At 64.0% G+C, this 639-nt stretch carries 1 protein-coding gene; it reads left to right on the top strand.

What is annotated here, in order from left to right:
• Positions 1-575 (top strand): hypothetical protein (locus tag VK682_RS27295; RefSeq protein ID WP_324783005.1); only part of this gene is annotated, 575 nt, incomplete at its 5' end.
• Between the last annotated feature and the right edge of the window lie 64 nt (positions 576-639).

The following is a 639-nucleotide window of genomic DNA, read 5'->3' on the forward strand; positions in this document are numbered from 1 at the left end:
CCATCGCGCAGGCGATATTTGAGGCCAGCGAGGAAGACCCGCGCATCCTCGTCGCTGCGCCGATGTATCAGGCGGTTCATGCCGACGATCTGCACTTCGCCAGCGCGGGCGGCAAGCTCATGGGGATGCAATGGGGCAAGGTGCTCTACAAGCGGGTCTTTCGCGGCGAGGACTGGCGTCCCGTCGAGCCGCGCCGCATCACCAAGCACAGCCCCCGTGTCATCACGATCAAATTCCAAGTGCCGGAGGCGCCGCTCGTATTCGACACCACCCATGTGGTGGATCCCGGCGACTACGGCTTCACCGTGGAGGATGACAGCGGCGTCGTGAGCATCGCCTCGGTCGATCTGATCAACAGCGATACCGTGCGGATCACGACCGCCGCCGACATCGGCGCGAACCCGCTTCTCGGCTACGCCTATTACGGCGTCGGCGGCAATGGCGGCGGCCCGATCAGCGGCGCGCGCGGCTGCCTGCGCGACAGCGACCCGACCATCAGCGCGGACGGGTCCGAAGCCCTCTGGAATTGGGCTGTCACCTTCCAGAAGCCCATCCCCTACGTCAAAGGAACGTAAAACATGACCACCCTTATCCGACTGAACACGGCCATCAACAATCCGAGCCTGCCGAAGCTTTCAG

Source organism: Salipiger marinus, assembly GCF_035481585.1.
Classification (GTDB): Bacteria; Pseudomonadota; Alphaproteobacteria; order Rhodobacterales; family Rhodobacteraceae; genus Salipiger; species Salipiger marinus.